Raw genomic sequence first — 3,696 nt, forward strand, 5'->3', positions numbered from 1 at the left:
CGCATCGGGTTACCCGCAGGGTCCCATTCCGGTGTCGCCCGAGACTCTGCGCAAGGTCGGCGAAGGGATCGCCGAGAAAGCCCGCGAGACATTGTCGGCGATGGGCGTCCAAGACGTGAAGACCCAGGTCGTGGACGGCGACCCGGCAAGCAACATCATCGCCGCAGCCGAGCATGAAAAGGCGGAGCTTGTGGTCATGGGCCGCCGGGGTCTCGGCAACGTGGCGGGCTTGGTAATGGGAAGCGTCTCGCACAAGGTAGCGCACCTCGCCGAGTGCGCGTGTCTCACGGTCAAGTGACCGGTGGCGGTGCGTGCCCGAGAGGACTCCCGGACCGCAGGTGCCCCCCGCCGGAACGGCGGAACGGTTCCGCATGGCTGCCGGGTAGGAGCGGTCGTTACGAGGCCCTCCCCCACAGATCCAAGCGTACGCGACGCACTCGGTTCCTCACCTGACAGGTTCGCTACATTCAGGGAAGAAGCTGGTCCCGGCCGATGGAAATTCGAGGAGACGATTTTCGACAGCGGCGAAGATGGGTGGTCTGCTGCGAGAGGGCTGTGGGACGAAAAACCCGCGATTGGGCTTCGCTGGAACGGTGGGTGCACCGCGACAGAGCGTAACCGTTCGGGCTTGCCGTGGAGATTTGCGCGAGGGGAGACGATGCAGACCGGAAGTCGAGGAATTTGCTTGGTCCCAAGAACCGACTTCACCTCTTGCCCAGATACTCCACGGCAAGCCCGAACGGTTACGACAGAGCCGCGCTGCAGCGCGCACGGACGAGAATGAATCCGCTTACAGTATGCTTACGGTAACGGTTGCGCAACGTGGTGCTCCGCAGTTCTTTCCCCTAGATTTACGTAGTGATTATTAATTGCTTATGAGTGACTCTCAAGGTCGGTACCTGGTTGGCGTGGATGTTGGCGGCACCGTCAGGCGACTCTCCGTTTGCTCTTTCTTCTTCAGAGCTTCCTAGAGGTCGACAATCTTGGTGCGGATGTCTTGGGGGTCGACGACTATGATTCGATCGCTGTGAAAGAGGCGAAATCCCTGTTCGGCAATCTCGATGGAATGGGGAGAATTGCCCAGGGGCGTCGCCAGTTTCTCGATGCCATTGCCGATGGTTCTGAGGCAAGAACGCAGAGCCGCTATCTGCTTCTCGTTCTCTTGAACCAGGGCGCCAAGGCTGGCTGCTCGCTCTTCGGTTGTCATAGCGTCGGAGGCCAACACATGGGCCAAATCCGCAAAAGGGGCGCGACCATCTACTACACCGCCTCCGTCTACACGGAGGCCATTCGGCGTGGTCGACGGCGACAACTCCCTCTGGCTCAAGGACGAGCCTGGGGCGATACCCTCCACCTCGAGGGGCCTTACCGCGGCCCGCGATCAGAGGTCGTAATCGACGCCGGCAGGTTTGGGAAAGGAGATGCGCTTCCGCAGGGCAAAGCGGGTAGGATAGCTACCCCCGAAGCACGGTCTCCTTGAGAAACTGAAGGGCTAATTCCTTGAGTATACCCAAGGTCCAGTCCCCTCCAGTTTGCTGGACACGGCCCATCACTTTTTGCCATCGTGATTCGTCACGAATGGCGTCAAGGAAGTCATGGCCGGAACTCGTCAGGCGAAAAGTGGCCTGACCAATCTCATCCACAAGCCCTTCGTCGCATAGCAGTTGGAAGTGATGCCAATCCTCCGCACTTCTATCAATTGTCACCACTGTAGTGGGGGAGTACGAACTTTCCATTTCGACGAGTAGCGCTCTCAACAGCTCTGGATCACGTTTCACTGTTTCCTCCGCAACACTTGAATGGCGCTCCGCACCGCCTCTTCCAGTTCCCGGGCACCATGAACCACATAGTTTCCCGCGTATTACCGGAAAGCCAAAACGCCCTCTTGTGCGGGAGTGATTCCCATTCCAGCGAATCGCGATCCTGGGCTCTCCCTCGTAGGTTCCTTCGGCAGCAGACCAGCTATCCGCTTCTCCGTCATAAAGCACGTCTCGAACTGGATTCGTGCATCCTGCCATCCAGGTACGGGCAGATCGATCTAAGTGCAGTTCTGTCATGCGTCCCGCCGTGCAGTGTAACGGAGGCTCAAATAGTCCCCGCCCTTGGAAGGCTTGCCGCTCTCGGAGCAGCGTGTGGCCTTGAGGCGCGGGGGCAGATCGTACTCCAGTCGGCGCTTCGCGCCGGTCTTTGTCCAGTCCGGCCAGTTTTCGGTGTTGATGCCTGTCGGCACACGGTTTGTCATCAACACGAAATGAGGCTTCACGGCCCTGTGTCGCCGACCATCCCTGCCGAAAATCTCTCCAAGTCGCCGAGTCTTGGACTCCAGTTGGGAATTTTGCCAGGACAGGTAAGCCTTCGCCTCGACAAGCACCAGATGGGTCACCGTCCCGCTCTTGCTTTCCGTCTCGAAGGCGACAAGAAGGTCGACGTCTTGCTGGTTCTCGTTGATTGCGCCCCGGTTGGGATTCTTAATGAGCCCTCCGTCCCGGATGTCCGGATGCTGGGCCATGTAGAGCGCTAGCTCGATCCAGTCCAGATGGTAATCCATGCCGAGGAAGGCACGTTTTGGTACTTCTACGTGGATACACTCTTCCAGCTTCTTGCGGAAACGGGTACCGAGGCGAGGCGCCTTCTGGTCGAAGCCCATGGCCTCCCGCAACACCGCAAAGCGCTCCTTCCGGTCCAGCCACCGCAGGTTTTCGATTAGGGACATACATGACCTCCATGTCGATGGTTGGCGACTCCGGACTGAGGTGGTCGTGGTTTCTTGGACAGGATGGCGGCCGAGATAAAGTGTATCCCGATCGGTCATGTGTTCTCAACCTTTCTAGCCTAACGAAGTCGTAGTTGTCGATTCTGCCGTGCGCCGTCACGCCACTACGGCCTCTGAAGTAGCCGCCGGAGCTGTCGGGGAAGCATGGAGATTCGTGTAGTACGACGTGGCGACGTTCCTCATAACCGCTGATCGCGGTTCCGTCGGAGAGGAGTACCCGTTGGCACTGTCGGAACGCCGCTAGTATGCTGCCTGCGATCGAGGGTAAGCGCGTGTTGGGCGGACCCGGGACAGACGTGACCGGTGCCCGCCACATGTGCTATATTGCATCCGATTCGGCGTCACAGGTGCCGGACGATGCGGGTTTGGTCGTGTTGGTAGACTTGAATCGTCACATCGTCACCGAAGCGCCGTGTTGACCATGTGTTGATTGTTCCTGAGCGAATCATCCGATCTTCCAAGAGGAACATTTACCTCTTTGTTTTCAGTAGGTTATGGGCGGCAGACGGTAGGACAAACCCTACACGGCCAAGTTTCAAACCCGCCCGACTCCTGTCTTTCCACGGCGCAGGCTCCCAGGCGCAACGGACGCGAGGTTCGGCGGTGTATCACGCGGAAGAACGGGGCGGTGAGGCCATTGCCGCCCTGCGTTTACGGATAGGCCACGCGGCGGAGCGTTTGCCGCTCCCGCTCATCGCGTTCGTCACGCTGGGGCTGGTCGTCGTCTTCCTCGTGGTGATCGTGCAGGTGTCGTTGCAGGTCGAGGACGACTCCGGCACGAGGTACGGCCTCGACAACTTCCTGCTGCTCTACACGGATCCCTTCACCGCCAAGGCGTTTCTCAACACCGCGGTGTTCGCCGGAGTGGCGCTGGTGGTGGCGTTCGCTTTCGCGATCCCGTGCGCCTGGTTGGCCGAACGGAC

General features: G+C 59.4%; 5 protein-coding genes. 2 read left to right on the forward strand and 3 right to left on the reverse strand.

What is annotated here, in order from left to right; all coding sequences use genetic code 11:
- Window positions 1-298, forward strand: a 298-nt coding sequence (locus OXF11_21830; GenBank protein ID MCY4489728.1) for a universal stress protein, incomplete at its 5' end; no start/stop codon positions are given.
- A 669-nt stretch (window positions 299-967) separates the two neighbouring features.
- Here the strand turns inward: OXF11_21830 and OXF11_21835 are convergent.
- The 3 genes from OXF11_21835 to OXF11_21845 form a co-directional block, all read right to left on the reverse strand.
- Entirely contained in the window at window positions 968-1,207 is a 240-nt protein-coding gene (locus tag OXF11_21835; protein MCY4489729.1) for a hypothetical protein, read from the reverse strand.
- A gap of 247 nt (window positions 1,208-1,454) precedes the next feature.
- Complete coding sequence (locus tag OXF11_21840; GenBank protein MCY4489730.1) at window positions 1,455-1,778, reverse strand: DUF2513 domain-containing protein; 324 nt, start codon at window positions 1,776-1,778, stop codon at window positions 1,455-1,457.
- 275 nt (window positions 1,779-2,053) lie between these two features.
- On the reverse strand, window positions 2,054-2,713 hold the full coding sequence (locus tag OXF11_21845; GenBank protein ID MCY4489731.1) for a hypothetical protein: 660 nt from the start codon (window positions 2,711-2,713) through the stop codon (window positions 2,054-2,056).
- 663 nt (window positions 2,714-3,376) lie between these two features.
- Here OXF11_21845 and OXF11_21850 point away from each other — a divergent pair.
- On the forward strand, window positions 3,377-3,696 hold a 320-nt coding region (locus OXF11_21850; GenBank protein ID MCY4489732.1), incomplete at its 3' end, for a hypothetical protein.

It is taken from the genome of Deltaproteobacteria bacterium, assembly GCA_026712905.1.
Classification (GTDB): domain Bacteria; phylum Desulfobacterota; class Binatia; order UBA9968; family JAJDTQ01; genus JAJDTQ01.